Origin of the sequence: Kordiimonas laminariae (genome assembly GCF_023008165.1) — a bacterium.
GTDB lineage: Bacteria > Pseudomonadota > Alphaproteobacteria > Sphingomonadales > Kordiimonadaceae > Kordiimonas > Kordiimonas laminariae.
In genome coordinates this window covers 328378-346987 of record NZ_JAKQZA010000004.1, presented here as the reverse complement: position 1 = coordinate 346987, position 18610 = coordinate 328378, and the positions used below count along the sequence as shown (strand labels likewise).

17 protein-coding genes are annotated in these 18610 nt (G+C 45.7%); 9 read left to right on the top strand and 8 right to left on the bottom strand.

Annotation, left to right across the window (positions count from 1 at the left end; all coding sequences use genetic code 11):
• Positions 1 to 66 precede the first annotated feature (66 nt).
• The 3 genes from MF542_RS10215 (at position 67) to MF542_RS10205 (ending at position 2511) form a co-directional block, all read left to right on the top strand.
• Entirely contained in the window at positions 67 to 594 is a 528-nt protein-coding gene (locus MF542_RS10215; protein WP_247018799.1) for a hypothetical protein, read from the top strand.
• A gap of 5 nt (positions 595 to 599) precedes the next feature.
• Entirely contained in the window at positions 600 to 1760 is a 1161-nt protein-coding gene (locus MF542_RS10210) for an acetyltransferase domain-containing protein (protein WP_247018797.1), read from the top strand.
• A gap of 61 nt (positions 1761 to 1821) precedes the next feature.
• Positions 1822 to 2511 (top strand): hypothetical protein, encoded by a 690-nt coding sequence (locus MF542_RS10205; RefSeq protein WP_247018795.1) that lies wholly within the window; start codon positions 1822 to 1824, stop codon positions 2509 to 2511.
• Between the two features lie 11 nt (positions 2512 to 2522).
• Here MF542_RS10205 and MF542_RS10200 read toward each other — a convergent pair whose 3' ends face one another.
• Positions 2523 to 2948 carry a GFA family protein gene (locus MF542_RS10200; RefSeq protein WP_247018793.1) on the bottom strand — a complete coding sequence of 142 codons (426 nt, stop codon included), beginning with the start codon at positions 2946 to 2948 and terminating at the stop codon, positions 2523 to 2525.
• A 133-nt stretch (positions 2949 to 3081) separates the two neighbouring features.
• Between MF542_RS10200 and uvrA the strand changes: the two genes are divergently transcribed.
• The 4 genes from uvrA to MF542_RS10180 all read left to right on the top strand — a co-directional run bounded on the left by uvrA (position 3082) and on the right by MF542_RS10180 (position 9454).
• Positions 3082 to 5940, top strand: a complete 2859-nt coding sequence (uvrA, locus tag MF542_RS10195; protein ID WP_247018791.1) for an excinuclease ABC subunit UvrA — start codon at positions 3082 to 3084, stop codon at positions 5938 to 5940.
• A gap of 114 nt (positions 5941 to 6054) precedes the next feature.
• Positions 6055 to 7662, top strand: a complete 1608-nt coding sequence (locus MF542_RS10190) for a mucoidy inhibitor MuiA family protein (protein WP_247018789.1) — start codon at positions 6055 to 6057, stop codon at positions 7660 to 7662.
• Positions 7663 to 7823: 161 nt separating this feature from the next.
• Positions 7824 to 8582 carry a substrate-binding periplasmic protein gene (locus MF542_RS10185; protein WP_247018788.1) on the top strand — a complete coding sequence of 253 codons (759 nt, stop codon included), beginning with the start codon at positions 7824 to 7826 and terminating at the stop codon, positions 8580 to 8582.
• A 47-nt stretch (positions 8583 to 8629) separates the two neighbouring features.
• Positions 8630 to 9454, top strand: a complete 825-nt coding sequence (locus MF542_RS10180) for a substrate-binding periplasmic protein (protein WP_247018787.1) — start codon at positions 8630 to 8632, stop codon at positions 9452 to 9454.
• Here the strand turns inward: MF542_RS10180 and MF542_RS10175 are convergent.
• Together MF542_RS10175 and MF542_RS10170 are read right to left on the bottom strand one after the other, a co-directional pair.
• Positions 9451 to 9990, bottom strand: a complete 540-nt coding sequence (locus MF542_RS10175; protein WP_247018786.1) for a DUF924 family protein — start codon at positions 9988 to 9990, stop codon at positions 9451 to 9453. The genes MF542_RS10180 and MF542_RS10175 overlap by 4 nt on opposite strands.
• Positions 9980 to 11098 carry a hypothetical protein gene (locus MF542_RS10170; RefSeq protein ID WP_247018778.1) on the bottom strand — a complete coding sequence of 373 codons (1119 nt, stop codon included), beginning with the start codon at positions 11096 to 11098 and terminating at the stop codon, positions 9980 to 9982. The genes MF542_RS10175 and MF542_RS10170 overlap by 11 nt, the downstream gene beginning before the upstream one ends.
• A gap of 111 nt (positions 11099 to 11209) precedes the next feature.
• On the opposite strand from MF542_RS10170, the gene trmFO reads away from it, so the two are divergent.
• Positions 11210 to 12529: a methylenetetrahydrofolate--tRNA-(uracil(54)-C(5))-methyltransferase (FADH(2)-oxidizing) TrmFO gene (trmFO, locus tag MF542_RS10165; RefSeq protein ID WP_247018776.1), complete on the top strand. Its 1320-nt coding sequence runs from the start codon at positions 11210 to 11212 to the stop codon at positions 12527 to 12529.
• Positions 12530 to 12564: 35 nt separating this feature from the next.
• Here the strand turns inward: trmFO and MF542_RS10160 are convergent, their stop codons facing one another.
• Positions 12565 to 13065: a hypothetical protein gene (locus MF542_RS10160; protein ID WP_247018774.1), complete on the bottom strand. Its 501-nt coding sequence runs from the start codon at positions 13063 to 13065 to the stop codon at positions 12565 to 12567.
• Positions 13062 to 13559, bottom strand: a complete 498-nt coding sequence (locus MF542_RS10155; protein ID WP_247018772.1) for a hypothetical protein — start codon at positions 13557 to 13559, stop codon at positions 13062 to 13064. Before MF542_RS10155 ends, MF542_RS10160 begins: the two co-directional genes overlap by 4 nt.
• 158 nt (positions 13560 to 13717) lie before the next feature.
• Here MF542_RS10155 and MF542_RS10150 point away from each other — a divergent pair, with 158 nt between their 5' ends.
• Entirely contained in the window at positions 13718 to 15118 is a 1401-nt protein-coding gene (locus MF542_RS10150; RefSeq protein ID WP_247018770.1) for a M20/M25/M40 family metallo-hydrolase, read from the top strand.
• A gap of 72 nt (positions 15119 to 15190) precedes the next feature.
• Here the strand turns inward: MF542_RS10150 and MF542_RS10145 are convergent, their stop codons facing one another.
• The 3 genes from MF542_RS10145 to guaB all read right to left on the bottom strand — a co-directional run bounded on the left by MF542_RS10145 (position 15191) and on the right by guaB (position 18578).
• Complete coding sequence (locus tag MF542_RS10145) at positions 15191 to 15673, bottom strand: tetratricopeptide repeat protein (RefSeq protein ID WP_247018768.1); 483 nt, start codon at positions 15671 to 15673, stop codon at positions 15191 to 15193.
• Positions 15674 to 15794: 121 nt separating this feature from the next.
• Positions 15795 to 17102, bottom strand: a complete 1308-nt coding sequence (locus MF542_RS10140; protein WP_247018766.1) for an RsmB/NOP family class I SAM-dependent RNA methyltransferase — start codon at positions 17100 to 17102, stop codon at positions 15795 to 15797.
• A gap of 3 nt (positions 17103 to 17105) precedes the next feature.
• The gene (gene guaB, locus MF542_RS10135; RefSeq protein WP_247018764.1) at positions 17106 to 18578 is read right to left on the bottom strand and encodes an IMP dehydrogenase; all 1473 of its coding nucleotides are present in this window, start codon (positions 18576 to 18578) and stop codon (positions 17106 to 17108) included.
• Positions 18579 to 18610 lie beyond the last annotated feature (32 nt).

Below are 18610 nucleotides of genomic sequence, written 5' to 3'. Positions count from 1 at the left end.
GCCTCAAAACAGTTCGTTGCTATAAACCCTTGATATAATCTCCAATCAGGGAATGAGGAGACAATTATGATAAAGATTCTTGCTGTTTCTATAGCTGCGTTCACCCTTTTAAGTTCATCCGTTAACGCACAAAACCAACCCCAGCCATGCCAATCAGACCCTCACTTCAGGGATTTTGATTTCTGGCTCGGTAATTGGGAAGTAAAAAGCCGCGCCAACGGCAAAGTCGCTGGCAACAACTCTATCACTTCTATCGAAAATGGTTGTGCCGTTTTTGAAAGCTGGAAAAGTGCCACAGGCGGTACCGGTATCAGTACCAATCACTATAACCCACTGACCAAGAAATGGCGGCAGGTGTGGTTGTCTGCGGGCTCATACTCCATCGATATTGAAGGCGGCTTGGAAAATGGTGCTATGCATCTCGTTGGTCATATCTGGTATTACACCAATAACACATCCTTCCCTATCCGCGGCACCTGGACCCCAAATGAAGATGGCACCGTGCGACAGTTATTCGAGCAGTATAACCCATCCACCGAGAAGTGGGACCTTTGGTTCGACGGTATCTATACCCGCATGGATAAAGCGGAGTAGCTACCATGACTGGGATCAAAAGCGAACGCCTGCAATCGATAGATTTCCTGCGTGGGATGGTAATGATTATTATGGCGCTGGACCATACGCGTGATTATTTCAATATCATCAACTTTGATCCCACCGATTATACCCAGGGTGACACATGGTTATTCCTTACCCGCTGGATCACCCACTTCTGCGCCCCCGTTTTTGTTTTGCTGGCGGGTACTAGTATCGGCCTGATGGAAGCTACCAAAAGTAAAGCAGATATATGTAAGTTCCTGATCACTCGAGGTTTATGGCTGATCTTCGTAGAAATGGTGATTATCACCTTTGGCTGGGCATTTAACTTTAACTTCATCACCATGCAGGTGATAGCTGTTCTGGGCTTTTCCATGCTGGTAATGGCTGCGCTTATATGGTTACCGCGTTGGTTTATTGCTGCTTTTGGGGTCGTTATCGTATTTGGGCATAACGCTCTGGATTACGGTATATTCCCAATATCGGGCATGGGAAGCCCTGCTCCCTTATGGCATGCGCTCCATAATCCTATTTTTACCACAGATTTCGGCTGGCCCACCTACATAGCTTATCCGGCGCTGCCATGGATTGGCGTTATGCCACTTGGGTATATATTAGCGCGCATTTATGAGCCAAACACTGATGCAGCGTGGCGCCGGAGCTTTCTTGTTAAACTAGGTGTTGGTATCATATTTTTCTTTATCGCACTTAGAGCAACCAACTTGTACGGTGACCCAACACCCTGGAAACAGGAAGAAACCTGGGTTCACACGCTCCTGTCCTTCATAAACGGGCAAAAGTACCCGCCGTCCCTTCTCTATCTTGCTATGACGTTGGGACCTGCGCTTATCATTCTTTCATATGCCGAGAAATGGCGCGGTTGGCTTTATGATGCCACGGTCACCTTGGGCCGTGTGCCTTTCTTCTTTTATGTACTTCACATCTACCTGATTCATGTAGCTGCAATGGCACTCGCGGAATTCCAAGGCGTTGGCTGGAAAGCACTGGCGGGTGGCTTCTGGGCTGCGCCTTCTAATTATGGTTTGCCACTCTGGGGCGCATGGCTTGTTTGGATAGGCATAGTGGCTGTGCTTTATCCAGCATGTAAATGGTTTGCAGGTATTAAAGCACGCCGGAAAGACTGGTGGCTCAGCTATTTGTAAATCTTGTGTCTACTTTCTCACCAAGTTAACATATGAAATGCAACGACGGAGGGGGAAAGCGATGCGCCAAACAATAATTTATACGCCGAATAAAATTACAGCAGCAATAGTCTTCATCGTGAGCATCTTGTTTTTGTACTTTTTTTACCAAATTCTAGTCGTTAACCAGCCCAATTCTGACACCGAAAAATCCACTATTGCTTACCTGTTTACTGCTTTGTTTCTTGTCGTCGCAAGCTTCGGCATCCTGCAGGCCTTCATTCGATTGGTCTTATCATTGATTTCGGTACCAAAATTAGAACTATCGATTGAAGGCATTCGCTATAAGACCGTTCTTTCGAATAAATTATATCACTGGAAAGATGTTGGTCCCTTTACTTTGATCGAATCTGGTAGCCGTAAGCACCGTGTCCGCACTCTCTACGCGCATACCGATATGAAGCATGATCTCCAATACGGGGCGAGTGCTTCGTCATGTGCTTCATCAAACAACGCAGATATCAAACTTAATATCACTTGGCTGAACACCCCAACCGATGTGGCGGACACCATCAATCAATGGCGAAATGAATATGGCAGTCCGAAGGATGACACTTACCATCTTACAGCTTCGCAAAAACAAGATATGCTAAAAGACCTACAAACATCCCAGCGAAAGCAACAATTAATCCGCATTATCATTGGCCTCACCGTGATTGCTGCCTGCTATTATTATCTCGTTCCTATGGTTATAAGAGCACTTAACCAATAGGCCATGAAGGCCTACTCATTATCTTCGAGGAACTGCTTCGCGCCCGGCACTGGCGGTATAGATTTCCAGCGGTTCTTCGTGAAAATTTCGTAAGTAATAGGAATATCTTCTGGCTCATCAAAAGTTGCTGTCATCACATCAAGTGTAGAAGTTACTACAGTTTTTCTGTACGGAAAATCTACACCTTCCCATGTGACCAACGAACCGCAGGATGTGCAAAAGCGTCGGACCGCCTTCTCTGTAGCCCTATATTCACCATCAGGCTTTGAAAGCCACTTGAACTGAACCGCATCGACACTCGTAAAAGGCACAAAAGGCGCACCTGCCTGACGTTGGCAATCCTTACAATGACAATTGCCCGTTTGGTGATTTTTTAGATCAATCTGGTACCGGACTTTGCCACAAAGGCAGCCGCCTTCTTTAAGGTTTGAGTTCATACTGACAATTCCTGTCATCACTATTGCATTTGTTCTTTATTTGTTCCAAAACTCAAACTATTGTCAAGGCGCTTGACAGGTTAAGGTGCAATTGCCACTTGATGGCCTGTAACTTTCGTAGAGTGAGGATTAGATGCTAACTGAAATTTCCGTTCGCGGCGCAAAAGAACATAATCTGAAATCCGTGGATGTTGATATTCCCCGCGATAAGCTTGTGGTTATCACAGGCCTTTCCGGTTCCGGTAAATCTTCCCTCGCTTTTGATACCATTTATGCCGAAGGCCAACGCCGTTATGTGGAAAGCCTGAGCGCTTATGCTCGCCAGTTCCTTGAACTTATGCAAAAGCCTGATGTAGATCATATTGAAGGGCTATCACCGGCTATTTCCATCGAACAGAAGACTACGAGCAAAAACCCTCGCTCCACCGTTGGTACGGTTACAGAGATTTACGATTATATGCGCCTATTGTGGGCGCGCGTTGGTATTCCTTACTCACCAGCCACAGGTCTCCCTATTGAAAGCCAAACCGTTAGCCAGATGGTAGACCGCATTATTGCCCTTGGTGAAGGCACACGCCTTTATCTAATGGCTCCAATTGTTCGTGGGCGTAAAGGTGAGTACCGCAAAGAATTTCAAGAACTGCAGAAACGCGGTTTTCAGCGCGTGAAAGTGGATGGCGAATTTTACCTGATTGATGAAGTCCCTGCACTCGATAAGAAATTCAAACACGATATTGATGTAGTGGTTGACCGCTTAGTTATTAAAGATGATATGCAGCAACGCCTTGCCGATAGTGTAGAAACAGCGCTTGACCTCTCTGAAGGGCTTGTAGCCATTGAAACCGTAATAAAAGGTGAAGACGGTGAACGGCACCTGATGTCTGCAAAGTTTGCCTGCCCTGAATCAGGTTTCACTATCGAAGAGATTGAGCCGCGTCTTTTTTCATTCAACAATCCGTTCGGTGCTTGCACATCCTGTGATGGCCTTGGTGAAAAGCTGTATTTCAATCCAGACCTTGTTGTACCTGATGAAACTAAAACTGTGAAAGATGGCGCTATTGCCGCATGGGCTAACAAAGCTAACAACCCATCTCCCTTCTATTTCCAAGCGCTAGACGCTGTAGCGCGCCATTTCGATGTATCTTTGGATACAAAATGGAAAGACCTACCGAAGAAAGCGCAAGATGCGTTTCTCTACGGTACAGGCAAAACACCTGTGACCATTACCTATGCCGACGGCAAACGTAAGTTTGAGGTGAACAAGCCTTTCGAGGGTGTAATTAACAATATCGAGCGCCGCTGGCGTGAAACAGACAGCAACTGGATGAGGGAAGAATTGAGCAAATATCAGAGCTCAACCACTTGTACATCCTGTAAAGGTGATCGTCTCCGTGCGGAAGCGCTCGCTGTTAAAATTGATGGGTCCCACATCAGCAATATTACTGCACTGTCCATTAAAGGTGCACATGATTGGTTCGGGGCTCTTCCTGCAAAGCTTACCGAAAAACAGAACGCTATTGCGGAAAAAGTTCTTAAAGAAATTCAGGACCGCCTTAGCTTCCTTAATAATGTAGGACTTGAATATCTAAACCTAAGCCGTTCATCTGGAACACTTTCTGGCGGCGAAAGTCAGCGTATTCGGCTTGCCTCGCAAATTGGTTCAGGCCTTACCGGTGTACTTTATGTTCTAGATGAACCATCCATTGGCTTGCACCAGCGAGACAATGATCGCCTTCTGGAAACGTTGCAGAACCTCCGTGATATCGGGAACACTGTTCTCGTAGTTGAGCACGATGAAGATGCGATCCGCACCGCTGATTATGTGATTGATATGGGACCAGGTGCTGGCGAACACGGCGGCACTATCGTTGCCGAAGGTGCCCCGCAAGAAGTGATGAACCACCCAAAGAGTCTCACGGGCCAATATCTTACTGGCAAAAGAGGGGTACCAATCCCTGCCGCTCGTCGTACAGGCCATAAAGATAAATTCCTGACCGTTAAGGGGGCAACCTCAAACAACCTCAAGAATGTGACCGGCTCAATCCCTCTTGGCACCCTAACCTGCATTACAGGCGTATCTGGTTCTGGTAAATCTACCTTCACCATTGAAACTCTATACAAGGCCATCGCAAAGCACCTGAATGGCTCACGGGTTATGCCCGGCGCGCACAAGGAAATTGAGGGACTTGAGCACCTTGATAAAATCGTTGATATCGACCAAAGCCCGATTGGCCGAACACCTCGCTCCAACCCAGCTACATACACAGGTGCTTTCTCCCCAATCCGAGAATGGTTCGCTGGACTTCCTGAAGCGCAGGCGCGCGGTTATAAAGCTGGGCGTTTCTCCTTCAACGTAAAAGGCGGACGCTGTGAGGCGTGTAAGGGTGACGGCGTTATCAAAATCGAAATGCATTTCCTGCCGGACGTATATGTGGAATGTGATCAGTGTAAAGGTAAGCGCTACAACCGGGAAACTTTGGAAATTCGCTTTAAAGACAAAAGCATATCGGATGTTCTTGATATGACTGTTGAAGAAGGTGTTGAATTTTTTAAAGCTGTTCCAGCCATCAGAAACAAGCTTGAAATGCTTGATAAAGTGGGTCTAAGCTATATCCGCGTAGGCCAGCAGGCCACAACGCTATCGGGCGGCGAAGCACAACGTGTGAAACTTGCAAAAGAGCTTTCGAAGCGCTCAACCGGTAAGACTGTTTATATCCTTGATGAGCCGACCACAGGCTTACATTTTGAAGATGTCAGAAAACTGATGGAAGTTCTGCAAGCACTTGTAGATCAAGGCAATACTGTTATCGTGATTGAACATAATCTAGAGGTTATCAAAACCGCCGACTGGATTTTAGACCTTGGCCCAGAGGGTGGTGATGGTGGCGGTGAAATCGTCGCTACAGGCACACCTGAAGAGGTAGCAAAGAATGACCGCAGTTACACCGGCCGCTATCTAGCACCAGTTCTTACTCGTCAGGCTGCCGAATAAGGCAATACTTAGGCATATAATTCCCTATACAGCGCATACATCCTGCGTTCATTTCTATTTGATAGAGATAGACGCATGATGCATTCTAAGAGCAAGACTGTATGGGGAATAATCATGAAAAAATATCTACTATCCACCCTTCTCATCTCATCCTCACTAACTTCATCCGCTTTATTTGCAGATGATTACACTGCTGATCACAAGGTTGATACCGCAACGGTTTACCGAAATGGTGGTGCGCTTGTTGGACGGAAAGCAACCTTCACTGTCGAAGCGGGCTTACATACAATTACATTTCCACGCCTCCCTAAAAATGCTGACAAAGAGTTTTCGCCCTTTATCAACATCTTAAAAGGTAAAGCGGAGATAACGAGTGTTAAATTTCAGGAAGTTTATGCTTCTGAAATCACCTCGGATGCCCAGAGAAACATTCAAGAGCAAATTGATTTTCTGCAAAAGCAAGCTGCGGAAGAACAAAGAAGCATAGAATCCAAAGAACTACAGATGAACTTCTTACGCACACTCGGCAATAACGGTGGGCAACAAACGGCCAATTTATCCGTAAATGATTGGCAAAATGCCTTTAATTTTATTGGTGAAAAAGGTGATAAGCTATTAGGCGAGATTGCCACTTCCAGATTAAAAATTAATGATTTAAGCAGCGAAATTAATGCGCTTTATCGAAAATTACAGGAAGCCGGCGACAGACAGGATGATACCATAACAGGCGTGGTAACCCTTGAAACTAAAGAGGCACAAACCCTTGAACTAGCCCTTAATTATTTCATGGAAAATGCCAAGTGGAAATTAGACGTAAGCAGCCTGCTTGATACTGAAGCGGAACAAATCACCATCACTGATAAAGCCTCAATTTCTCAGAAAACTGGTGAAAACTGGACTAACATCGCCTTAACTTTATCAAACAATTACCAGTTCGGCAGGTTCGGCTCAATTAACCAAAGACCTGAGTTTCTAAGTTTTCTGGAGCTAGAACGCCTAAAGGCTTCTGCGCCTAGGCAGGAATTTGGCCTCGTTCAGGCTGACTCTGCTGAAGCAATAGCAATAACAGGATCACGCAGGATATCTTCAAGCAATAGCACATTTAATCGCAGCTATAATATCTCCGGCGCCTATAGCCTAGAAAGCTCTGCAGATAGTTCCGAACTGATAATATCCAGTAATAAAACAGACGCTAATACAGTTATACGAGCTCTTCCGCGCGTAGATAAAACTGCTTATGTTTTTGCACAAGCCCAGTTCAATAACCTTGAAACACAGCGCAATATTGAAGCTTCACTCTATAGGGATGGTCATTTCATTGGAAAAGACCGGTGGCCTGACCTCATCAGCGGAGAGCTTCTCAATCTGCCATTTGGCGTCGATAATCTAGTTGATATCTCATACACTCTTCAGGCTCCCCAAAACGGTGAAAAGGGCGTTTTCACTAAATCCAACATTGAAGAAAAACGCGTTCTTATCTCTGTTAAAAATCAGCATAGCACTGAGCAGGTTATTGAGATTTTTGATCGTATACCTGTATCAAGCCACAAAGACATCAAGGTAACTTCGATAAAAGGTGCCACCAAACCTACCGAAGTCAACATGGATAACAAGCAGGGGCTATTGATGTGGCGAAAAACCCTGAAGCCAGGTGAAACTTGGGAAATTAAACATCAGTACCGTATTACATATCCATCTGATCAAAGGTTGCTCCGCAGATAGAAATAGAATTTTAACGAGGGGAATGATACCATTGCATTTCCCTCATATTGTTGAGGTTAGTAATTGAGTTTGAACAATGCTTGCGAACCTATATGGCCCTGAACATAAAAAACAATAAGTTCAATCGACTATTTTCCAATAAGATCAAGTTCCTAATACTTATGGGACTAGCTATTGCATCCGTTCAAACTCAAGCGAATGACACACTAAAAATCGCAACCCGTCACGATCTACCCCCTTATGTTTATGAACGAGCCGATCATGGGATTGAAATTGATCTCATAAGAAAAATTGCGAAAATTGCCAACCTTAATGTTGAGTTTGTACAAATGCCGCGCATCAGAATGATCCAGTCATTCGACGCTCAACAAATGGATGGTATCCTTACTCAGAACCCCAAAGCTTCGAAAGTTGGCTGCGCAACTGAATGGTACCTAAAACATCAAAACTTTGCTTTCACACTGAATGACCGAGATCTGAACATCCGCGGCCTTGACGATTTAAAATCTATCCGGCTTGTCTCCTTCGATGGAGCAACCCAATACCTAGGCCCTCGGTACAAAAATACCGTTTTACAAAACCCAGCCTATACCGAAGCAGCTGATCAAAGCACACACATAGCTCTTCTCTACAAAGGCAGATTTGATGCCGTGGTTGGAGACGAATGGATTTTAAAACTGGCTCAGCGCAGGTATTATGAGGCAACAGGTAATTATATGAAAATGCAGCAACACGAGATCCTGCCAGCTTCATACTATATTGCTCGCTTCCATGATCAGGCCATTTGCGATGCCTTTAATACTGCTTTAAAAAATATCAGGGAAAACGGCACATACCGCCAGATTGTAAGCACATATTACGATACCATCTCAATGGCTGGAATATTAAATAGCCCAAATCAAAAGATAGTGGTACCGTAAATAAAACCGTATAGTAAAGGGTACTGTGTAAGCAGGCATTCAGTAATATGTCTTCAACTTTAATTGCACCAAAAATCAATATTTCACTACTTCATTTGAAGACTTTGCTCTCAAGCATAGGCTTATTTACTTTATTCTGCTTTGCAGCTAGCCCTTCTCTTGCGCAAGAGAAAGAAACTCTTCTTGTTGCCAGCCGTATAAACACGCCACCTTTTGTTTTTGGTAAGTTTAAGGGTGGCATTGATATGGAAATTCTCGCCGCAATAGAGGAACGCAGCAACCTTCAATTTGAGTATGTTCACCTTCCCCGTAAGCGAATGGTAGCACCTTTTGAAGGCACCAATCTGGATGGATACTTAATTCAACCGAAGAACACGAACACAGATGGCTGCATAACAGATTGGTATATTCAGCATTTAGCGCATGTCGTTACTTTAAAAGAAAAAGGCCTGAAGATCGAAAATGTAAATGATCTTGCCAACCTAAAGATCATATCCTTTGACGGCGCTTCAAAGTATCTATCTCACGCCTTCCGGAAGGCTACAAGAAACAACCCCAACTATGTTGAATCCTACCACCAACAATCGCACATCGAAATTTTATACAAAGGCCGGTTTGATGCGATTGTCAGCGACAGCCTAGTTATCAAATACCACCAGAAAAACCATTTTGATCGCACTGGCGAATATCAGGCAATGGAATCTCATAACATTCTGGATCCGGTTCAGATTTCAGCGCGCTTCAAAAACCCTGAACACTGCAAGCAGTTCAACAAGGCATTGAAAGAAATCAAAGCAAACGGCGTTTATGATCAAATATTATATAAATACGAGCATGACGTATTAGAGATTACTCAAGCGCCATCGCCTTAAAAGCGGCTTCCCGGCTGTTTCAAAAACTCAAGTTCTTCCTCCGTACTCTCTCTGCCCAGAATTGCATTTCTGTGAGGATAACGACCAAATCTATCAATAATCACCTTATGCCTAAGCTCAAAACCCAGGTTATCTTCAAGCCCAGGCGTGCTGAATAACTCTACGGCTTCTTCATGTATCTTTGGCTCTTCACTATGCATATAAGGCATGTAAAGAAATTGCTTCATCTCCGATGTCCAGTTTTCACCAACACCGCGCAACACCGCTTCTTGCGCCAGTACTAGAGCAATCGGATCAGCGGAAAAGGCGCGCGGAGTATCACGGAACATATTTCGCGCAAACTGATCAATCACAATGATTTCAGCTAGCCTACCACGGTCTGTCTCTCGCCATTCAGATAAGCCGCCCACAATAGCCAACTCATATGTATCTATAAATTTCCGGCGAATAATGGCATCAAAAGCCTCAGATTTTTGCCACCACTGTTTTGGCCCATTTTCCGTAAACCAAAAATATAAAACATCTTCAGCGCGCATCCCGCTTACCTTTCATTTCCGGCAACATCCGTAATATTGCTTCTCCAAATTTAGAAGCTTTTTCCATAGCTTCTAAATCTGGCTTCTCTTGCACTCCAAGTTTAGAAGTAATCGTCAGTGCCGTATAACCCTTTCGAGCACACAGCACACTTTCCGGTAAAACAGTATCTGCATCTATGGCTCGTATCTTACTATAGGAAGGGTTTAGCTTAACCAAGCCTTGAGCAACCATCTTCATAATGTTCTCAAACCCGGTAGACGTAAACACCCCCGCCTTTCCAATATACGCAACTTCCTCATTTTGCGGGGTATCGTAATTTAGAACATAGATATCGCGTTCCTCGAACTCAGAGGCATGGTGTTTAAGGTAATGCTCAAGTCCGTACCCCAACAATCGGCCACCAGTTGAAACAACCAACCTAACCTCTGTACCATGCGGCATTTTTCGCCATAAACCACATGCCGCAGACGTAGCTGCAGCAACACCGGCTAAATGACCTGAATTCATATCATTCATTGAAACTCGGTAGAGGCAAAAAATGCTTAATAAAGAAACGGTGATTAATAACTCGAACCAGCCAGCAAGCCCGAAACCCAATATATAAAAAACAGGGATAATAACAGCCCATAAAAAGACAAATACATATGCATAAAAAATTATGTTTTTATGTACACTTAATTCAACCTTTTTATTCAAAAATTTAAGATCATTATCTAGTGATGCACTGACAATATAGAGCCGCTTCCCGCTCCCCTTTTTCGCGACTAAATTAGAAGATATTACTGAGGGTACCAACCAGTCTATTGGTGTTCTGCGACCGTCCATATGCAGCATAAAGCAGCCGACCAATAGAAGCCCTACAAGCAAAGCTATATACGGCATAATAGATGCCATCCATATCGCCCCTAAAGCGCCACTAACCATCACAAATTCAATAAACCAGATTGATCTAGGGAGACGAAGGCCTTCTTCTGCTATTTCAACATCAGGTTCAGCTAGCAATTCAGTCATCAGCGCCTCACGAGCCATCATCTCGTCTTCGCTACCAATCTTGCGCTCAGGCCATTCCGATAAAATACTATAGATATGCTTAGCCGAAATCGACATAACCTCTCAAATCCCGCTTTCTTCCCAGAAACTTATCTTTTTTGCTTACAATAAAAGCCTGTCTCCGGTAAACAGGCGCCAAACGTAAAAAGCAAATAAGTTGGTTTTGTAATGGATCCTATTCATATCATTGGTGGTGGCCTCGCGGGCTCGGAAGCAGCATGGCAAATAGCGGAACAAGGCGTTCCCGTAATTTTGCACGAAATGCGCGGTGTTAAGAAAACAGATGCCCACCATACTGACAGGCTGGCGGAAATGGTCTGCTCCAACTCATTCCGTTCTGATGATTATGAAAATAATGCCGTTGGCCTTCTACATGAAGAGATGCGCCGGATGAACTCACTCATCATGGCGGCGGCAGAACGCAATAAAGTACCAGCGGGCTCTGCTCTTGCGGTTGACCGTGATGCATTCTCTGAAGATGTAACCAAAACGCTTGAAGCACACCCACTTGTAACTATTGAGCGTGAAGAGATAGCAGGTCTCCCGCCTAAAGAATGGGACAACGTGATTGTGGCAACAGGCCCCCTAACCTCACCAGCACTTTCAGAAGCTGTCCTTGAGCTGTGCGGTGAAGACGGCCTTGCTTTCTTTGATGCGATTGCACCGATCGTATACAAAGAAAGCATCAACTTTGATAAAGCATGGTACCAAAGCCGCTACGATAAAGGTGACGGCGCTGATTATATCAATCTACCGATGAGCAAAGAACAGTATGATGAGTTCATTACTGATCTAAACGAAGGTGAAAAAACAGATTTCAAGGAATGGGAAGAAAACACTCCTTACTTTGAAGGCTGTATGCCGATTGAAGTGATGGCAGAGCGCGGCCCTGAAACACTTCGTTTTGGTCCAATGAAGCCCGTTGGCCTTCAAAGCCCTCATACAGATGAACCACACCATGCTGTTGTGCAGCTAAGGCAGGATAATAAACTAGGCACACTTTATAATATTGTTGGTTTCCAAACCAAGCTGAAATACGGCGAGCAACAACGTGTTTTCCGCAAAATTCCAGGCCTAGAAGAAGCCAAATTCGCGCGCCTTGGCGGTCTTCACCGCAACACCTTCATCAACAGCCCATTGGTACTCGATGGCTTGATGCGCATGAAAGCAGATACACGCCTAAGATTCGCTGGCCAAATGACAGGGGTAGAAGGTTATGTTGAAAGTGCAGCTATGGGCCTTATTTGTGGTCGCTTCGCAGCAACAGAACGCAAAGGCGGTACACCAATAGCGCCACCAGAAACTACAGCCTTTGGTGCCCTTATTAATCACATCACAGGCGGCGCTGACGCTAAAACATTCCAACCAATGAATGTGAACTTCGGCCTGTTCCCTCCGTTTGAACACAGAGTGAAGAAAAAAGAACGCAAACCAGCCATGAGCAAACGCGCCCTTGAAGATTTAGCAAGCTGGATGGAAAATCTTTAGCAATGCAAAAGCCCTGAAATATCAGGGCTTTTTCTTTACTCAAAGTCGCCAAGGATGGCGGAGCGTACAAAACTATATTCTCTGCCATTTAACATGCGGTGAAGCTCTTGACTGAAGGCTTCCATATGCTCCTGCACCGCTTCAATTCCCTGACTATAGAATACAGCCGCCATATACATACCAGCCTGTCTAATCGGCCATTTATCCCCGGAGCAGCATAACAGCACACGCCTTTCTTCAACCTCCGCATTCATAAGATTCACGAAGCTGAACAGTTCTTCTCTGCATTCAAGTTTATCCGACAACCTTTCGGGAATACCCTTAGAAGGTAGGCCATAGGGCGTAACGTTCGGTGCCAATTTTTCCAGCCGCCTGATTTTCTGACGATCGTTGATACCAATGTTACAGATGTGTGTCGGCTGAAAACTAGCATGTACTAAAGGAAGATCACCTTCCCGAACACAAACGGCTACGGAACGTTTTTTATTCAACCGAAAGATATTATGGCCCTTCAGCCGTTCCATCTGTACAATCACAGTATCCGCTCCCGTTCATATTTCTCAACCATCCATAAGGTGGAAGCATCTTCTTTAATGATAGACTGTGCGGCTTTTATGGCAGCATCATATTCTTCGATATCAACACAGACAGGCTTCAAACTATTATAACGCCAGTAAAACCCTTCCGTATCACGGCTCTTATCATCTCTACGTGGGTTAGACCAACTATCAATATAGACCATTTTAGAATAGCAGCGCGCGGTACAAAAAAGCCACCAACATTCCCAAACACCGCAGTCACAGCCATAAGGAATCATTGTGAATTCCCTGTTCAAAGACCGGCACATAATCTCAACGGTTCCCAGTGTCGGAACATAAGCGCCAGCAGGTTCATAACCGCGCTCGGCTTCATACGACTTTATTGTCTCAAGATACGAGATGCCATCAATGATCATGTCAAACACCATGCCTTTATCTGCATAATGCCCAACAGGCTCGAGCTCGAACCGATTTAAACCCTGAATTTCCATATTCCCCCACCTGGCTTCCGGAATGCTGTTATTTGTATAAAGCACACAACCTTTTGATTTCACAACAGCTAAACTTAGCCCTTAACCAAAGCCTTGATACTTGACGCTCCAACTGCAATCCAGCACTGTAGCGGGCGAAAACCTACTAGGGGGAAACCATGTTACTTTCCAAGTCATTGCAGGCAGCAACAGCTGCCGCACTTTTATTTGCGGCGCCTGTTCTTGCGCAGCAACCAGACCTTTCAGATCAAACAATTGATACAGCCAAAATGCTGAGAGATGCGGGTCTGAAAGATGATACAGCCTATAATCTGTTGGAATCACTTACGACAGAAATCGGCCCTCGCCTTGCTGGCAGTCCTAAAGAGCAAGAAGCGATTGATTGGGCTATCGCTAAATTTAAAAAGCTAGGCTTTGATAAAGTTTATACCGAGCCAGTAATGGTACCTTACTGGGAACGCCTTTCTGAACACGCCGAAGTGCTAGCCCCATTTACACAGCCACTTCACATCACAGCACTTGGTAAATCTGTTGGAACACCAGAAGGTGGGGTAACTGCTGAAATCGCACACTTCAAAACCTTTGAAGACCTTCAAAAAGCAGATGCAAGCGATGTTAAAGGCAAAATCGTCTTTATTTCCAACCGAATGGAACGTCATATTGATGGCGCTGGTTATGGCCCTGCTGTTCGTGCCCGTGGTGCAGGTGCGGTTGAAGCCTCGAAAAAGGGTGCGTTGGCCATTGTGATCCGCTCTATCGGCACAGATAGCCACCGCCTGCCACATACAGGCGGCGTGAACTACGTTGAAGGCGTGAAGCCAATTGCTGCGGCAGCTCTTTCCAACCCAGATGCAGACCTTATGGAACGGATACTAACACGCGGGAAACCAATCACACTCAAACTTGATATCCAAGTTAAGCACCACGGCGACGTGGAAATGGCAAACGTGATTGGTGAAATTACTGGCCGTGAACAACCAGAAGATATCGTGCTCATCGGCGGACACCTTGACAGCTGGGATCTAGGTACGGGCGCGGTTGATGACGGCGCAGGCGTTGCTATTACCATGGCTACAGCTGATCTTATTAAACGCCTTGCACCACAGCGCCCTCGCAAAACAATCCGCGTTGTATTGTTTGCCGCCGAGGAAATTGGTCTCGTTGGCGCACGTCAATATGCCAAAGTTCATGGTGATGATGCCGGAAAACACCACCAGATTGGTGCAGAGTCAGATTTCGGTGCAGGCCCCATTTGGGCACTGGCTTCGAATGTAAATCGCGATTCTGCTTTTGTGGTTGATAAAATGGCTCAGCTGATGCGCCCTCTTGGAGTTCTTCGCCACGAACGTAAATCAAGTGGTGGTCCAGACGTAGGCCAGATGGGCCGTGCAGGCATGCCAACCCTTGATCTGATGCAGGACGGTACTGACTATTTCGATCTGCACCACACCGCAGACGACACACTTGATAAAGTGAAACCTGAAAACATGCGGAAGAATGTAGCTGCGTGGGCTGTATTCACTTATATCGCCGCTGAATGGCCGGGTGAATTCAAATAAACACCATAATGACCCAATAAAAAAAGGCGCCGATTGGCGCCTTTTCTTTTGAGGTGATCAATATAGCAAGTTTTAACCTTGCTCTTTCTGATCCTCATCAGCTTTTCTAGCTTTATAGCCTTCAATACTGGTCTCAACAGTATCCAGTGCCTTACAGCCATTTGGGCAAAGACGCGATAGCTTAGAAAGATTACTTTCAGCTCTGTCAATCATGTCTCGCTTTAGAAATGCCAGTGCCTGAGCTTCAAGAGCAGGCAGTGCGTTTGGTTCAATCTCAAGCGCATGGCGGTAATACTTAAGGCTACGGCCAATACGACCTTCCGCCTCATGGGTTTGACCAAGACCAATTAATGCTGTCACATTTGCAGGATTTGCTACAATAGCACGCTCAAACAAAACCTGTGCTTGGGCATTATTCTCTGATTTAAGCGCAACATTCGCTTCAGCTACATACTTTTCTGAAACCTGCTTATATTTTTCATTTGTTTGCGCAAACGCTGGTGCAGCAAATAAACTAACAGCTACCACAGCGGAAAAAACGGAACGTACAATCATTGATACCTCTGCTATCTATTACAAAACCAACCTAACGGCATTTATACTTATTGTCTGCTTTTTTAGACCATTCGTGCATTTTACACGACGAATCTATCTAAAATCATAACACCGAAGTTGGTTATCTCTGTAAAATTGCGATAAAGAATCCGTCAGTACCATGCATATGAGGGGCAAGCTGCAAGCATTCTTCCATGCTAGAGAGGCTTTTAGGTGCCTCAGTTTCAAGCACTTCATTCCATACGTTACGGTAATCAACGAGCTTCCATTCAGGTTGCTGCTTCATAAACCGACTAACAATCCGTTCATTTTCTTGCGGGAGCACAGAACATGTCATGTAAATCAAGCGGCCATCTTCTTTCACAAGTGGTGCAGCTTCCTTAAGTAAGCCTAACTGCATCGCATACATATCAGAGAGGTTTTCACTTGAGAAACGCCAACGTTGATCAGGGCTACGACGCCAAGTGCCAGTTCCCGTACACGGTACATCCACATAAACACGATCACAGGCAGCTTTGAAGCCAGCTAGTGCCTCAGTCCGGCTCTCTGCATCCATATTCAGAAGCTTTACCTGAATGTTACGTGCCCCTGCTCGCTCAATTCTCTTTTCGCATTCACGTAACCGTTTACGCGAAACATCCATAGCATAGAGTTGGCCTTTATTGGCCATTTGGCCTGCAACCGTAAGAGATTTACCACCTGCACCAGCGCAAAGATCAAGTACCTGCATACCTGGCTCAGCGCCGACAAGAAGCGAAGCCAATTGCGCTGCTTCATCCTGCACCTCTACTTCACCAGCCTTATATTCTTTCATACCCGCCAAGTTTGGCTTGGTATGAGATCGAAGACCAAGGCTTGAATATGGTGTGCGTTCCGCGCCTTCCGGCAATAGCGTCAGATAATCAGTGATATCTCGTTTGGCTTTAAACTTATTGATACGAAGATCAAGTGAAGCTGCAATATTAAGTGCTTTTGCCGCTTCTATAGCGTGTTTACCAAATCGTTCTTTAAAACCAGCTTGTGCCCATTCAGGAATATTTGCTGAAATCTCTTCCGGCACTGTATCAAAGCTCTGAAGCTTTTCAATTAGATCAACTTCATCCTCAGTCAGCGCATCAGGGCCGTAACCACCTTCTTCCCCAAACAGAGGCAGCATATCTGCAGCTTCTACGGCTAAATAGGACAACACAGCATAACGCGCCGCAGGTTCCACACCTACATTCTCAAGCGCCCAAAGGTGATAAGCTCTCGAACGCAGATAACCATAAACCCACTCACTGATAGTGCGGCGATCTTTGGAACCTGCGTAACGACGCTCACGGAAATATGTGTTTACGATAGAATCAGCAGGGGCACCGCTTGCTGCGATGCCCCCTTCGATTTTCTCAATCAGCTCAATAAAAGCTGCGATTCTTGCGGATGGCCGCATTGATTACCTTCCTGAAGGATAGTTAGGCGATTCACGTGTAATCGTTACATCGTGAACGTGGCTTTCGCTGAGGCCAGAGTTTGTAATACGAACAAATTCAGCGCCTGTGCGCATATCAGTGATTGTACGGCTACCTGTGTACCCCATACTGGCACGAAGACCACCAACAAGCTGGTGAAGCACATTTCCGGCCGGGCCTTTATATGGCACCTGACCTTCAACACCTTCAGGCACAAGCTTCAGTGTATCTTTCACATCGTCTTGGAAATAACGGTCAGCAGAACCACGTGCCATCGCACCAACTGATCCCATGCCGCGATATGCTTTATAAGAACGACCTTGATAAAGGAACACTTCACCTGGTGCCTCTTCCGTACCCGCAAGGAGCGATCCAACCATACACACGCTCGCGCCGCCTGCTACTGCTTTCGCCACATCGCCAGATGTACGCAAGCCACCATCAGCAATAATCGGAATACCGTGTTTATCAGCTGCTTTTGCAACATCAGAAACAGCGGTAAGCTGCGGCACACCAACACCAGCCACAATACGTGTCGTACAAATAGAGCCTGGGCCAATACCAACTTTAATACAGTCCGCGCCTGCGCCAATCAGTGCCTCAGCGGCAGCAGCTGTAGCGACGTTACCTGCCACGAGCTGAACATGGCCCCAAGTTTTCTTGATCTTTTCAACCTGTTCAACAACACGTGCTGAATGGCCGTGCGCTGTATCAAGAACGATCAAATCACACTCTGCATCAACAAGAGCGCCAGCACGTTCGTAACCTTTGTCGCCTACAGTCGTTGCAGCCGCAACACGAAGGCGGCCCTGCTCATCTTTACAAGCATCAGGGTTGGCAACCGCTTTTTCCATATCCTTAACAGTGATAAGCCCCACACAGCGGTCTTCACCATCAACAACAATCAGTTTTTCAATGCGGTGTTGATGGAATAGACGCTTTGCTTCTTCACTGGAAACACCTTCACGAACCTTAACCACTTCTTTGGTCATCAGTTCTGAAACCGGTTGTTCACTTGCTGTTAGGAAACGAACATCACGGTTTGTGATAATACCTACAAGCTTTTTGGGACCCGCGCCGTTTCCGCGCTCAACAATCGGAATACCCGAGATTTTATGACGGCTCATAAGCGCCATAGCATCAGCAACTGATTGATCTGGGTACATTGTAACCGGGTTCACTACCATGCCAGATTCGTATTTTTTAACGCGGCGGACCATTTCGGCCTGCTCATCATCTGTCATATTGCGGTGAATAACGCCCATACCACCTGCTTGCGCCATGCCAATAGCCATTGGCGCTTCTGTCACTGTATCCATAGCGGCAGAAAGAAGGGGAATGTTAAGGCTAATGCTTTTTGTAACGTTTGTGCGCACATCCACTTGGGCGGGCATTACATCACTAGCTGCTGGGACGAGAAGAACATCATCAAAGGTAAGACCGAGGCGAATATCCATAAGTTTTCCTGCTCAAAGTTAATACTGACTGA

Excerpts from the sequence above, each read along its gene's own strand:
- MF542_RS10215 (WP_247018799.1), top strand. The coding sequence starts at position 67 with ATGATAAAGATTCTTGCTGTTTCTATAGCTGCGTTCACCCTTTTAAGT.
- MF542_RS10210 (WP_247018797.1), top strand. The coding sequence starts at position 600 with ATGACTGGGATCAAAAGCGAACGCCTGCAATCGATAGATTTCCTGCGT.
- MF542_RS10205 (WP_247018795.1), top strand. The coding sequence starts at position 1,822 with ATGCGCCAAACAATAATTTATACGCCGAATAAAATTACAGCAGCAATA.
- MF542_RS10200 (WP_247018793.1), bottom strand. The coding sequence starts at position 2,948 with ATGAACTCAAACCTTAAAGAAGGCGGCTGCCTTTGTGGCAAAGTCCGG.
- uvrA (WP_247018791.1), top strand. The coding sequence starts at position 3,082 with ATGCTAACTGAAATTTCCGTTCGCGGCGCAAAAGAACATAATCTGAAA.
- MF542_RS10190 (WP_247018789.1), top strand. The coding sequence starts at position 6,055 with ATGAAAAAATATCTACTATCCACCCTTCTCATCTCATCCTCACTAACT.
- MF542_RS10185 (WP_247018788.1), top strand. The coding sequence starts at position 7,824 with ATGGGACTAGCTATTGCATCCGTTCAAACTCAAGCGAATGACACACTA.
- MF542_RS10180 (WP_247018787.1), top strand. The coding sequence starts at position 8,630 with ATGTCTTCAACTTTAATTGCACCAAAAATCAATATTTCACTACTTCAT.
- MF542_RS10175 (WP_247018786.1), bottom strand. The coding sequence starts at position 9,990 with ATGCGCGCTGAAGATGTTTTATATTTTTGGTTTACGGAAAATGGGCCA.
- MF542_RS10170 (WP_247018778.1), bottom strand. The coding sequence starts at position 11,098 with ATGTCGATTTCGGCTAAGCATATCTATAGTATTTTATCGGAATGGCCT.
- trmFO (WP_247018776.1), top strand. The coding sequence starts at position 11,210 with ATGGATCCTATTCATATCATTGGTGGTGGCCTCGCGGGCTCGGAAGCA.
- MF542_RS10155 (WP_247018772.1), bottom strand. The coding sequence starts at position 13,559 with ATGGAAATTCAGGGTTTAAATCGGTTCGAGCTCGAGCCTGTTGGGCAT.
- MF542_RS10150 (WP_247018770.1), top strand. The coding sequence starts at position 13,718 with ATGTTACTTTCCAAGTCATTGCAGGCAGCAACAGCTGCCGCACTTTTA.
- MF542_RS10145 (WP_247018768.1), bottom strand. The coding sequence starts at position 15,673 with ATGATTGTACGTTCCGTTTTTTCCGCTGTGGTAGCTGTTAGTTTATTT.
- MF542_RS10140 (WP_247018766.1), bottom strand. The coding sequence starts at position 17,102 with ATGCGGCCATCCGCAAGAATCGCAGCTTTTATTGAGCTGATTGAGAAA.
- guaB (WP_247018764.1), bottom strand. The coding sequence starts at position 18,578 with ATGGATATTCGCCTCGGTCTTACCTTTGATGATGTTCTTCTCGTCCCA.